Genomic DNA, 819 nt, shown 5'->3' with positions numbered 1-819 from the left:
ACAGCGGTCTCAACGCCGGACAGCACCACCGACACCGGACCGTTGACAGCCGCGATACCCACCTCGGCCTCACGCCCCACCAGCAACGGCAGAACATCAGCCTCAGCAGCCTGCACCGCCACCATCGCACCACCAGCCGGCAACGCCTGCATCAACCGACCACGCGCCCCCACCAGCACACACGCGTCATCCAGCGACAAGACGCCCGCCACATGCGCGGCAGCCAACTCGCCGATCGAATGCCCGCCCACGAAGTCCGGACGAACCCCCCAGGACTCCACCAGCCGGAACAGGGCCACCTCCAGCGCGAACAGACCACACTGCGTAAACGCCGTCTGGTTCAACAGCTCGGCGTCCTCGGTGCCCGCCTCCGCGAACACCACCTCCCGCAGCGACCGCCCCAGCACACCATCGAACCGAGCGCACACCGCGTCAAAGGCATCCGCGAACACCGGATAGGCCGCATACAGCTCACGACCCATCCCGGGCCGCTGGCTGCCCTGCCCCGAGAACAGCACCGCCGACTTACCCGACGACACCGCACCCCGGACCACACCACCGGCCAACGGCTCACCAGCAGCCAGACCAGCCAGCCCCGCCGCGAAACCGGCCACATCCGCGGCCAGCACCACCGCACGATGCTCGAACCGCGAACGCGTACTCACCAGCGCATACGCCACATCGCCCACCGACACCTCGGCATCGGCCTCGACACGCTCCAGCAGACGCGCCGCCTGCCCCCGCAGACCCGCCTCCGAAACACCGGACAGCACCCACGGCAACGGCACCAGCCCATCAGCCACCGGCACCGGCTCGCTT

Annotated in this window: 1 protein-coding gene; it reads right to left on the bottom strand. The window is 69.1% G+C overall.

The window, feature by feature from the left end; genetic code table 11:
• Window positions 1-819 (bottom strand): acyltransferase domain-containing protein (locus E4099_RS32515; RefSeq protein ID WP_135342661.1); only part of this gene is annotated, 819 nt, incomplete at both ends.

The organism is Streptomyces palmae, assembly GCF_004684805.1.
Taxonomy (GTDB): Bacteria; Actinomycetota; Actinomycetes; order Streptomycetales; family Streptomycetaceae; genus Streptomyces; species Streptomyces palmae.
The sequence above is the reverse complement of the archived record's forward strand: the minus strand, read 5'-3'. Positions and strand labels throughout refer to the sequence as shown.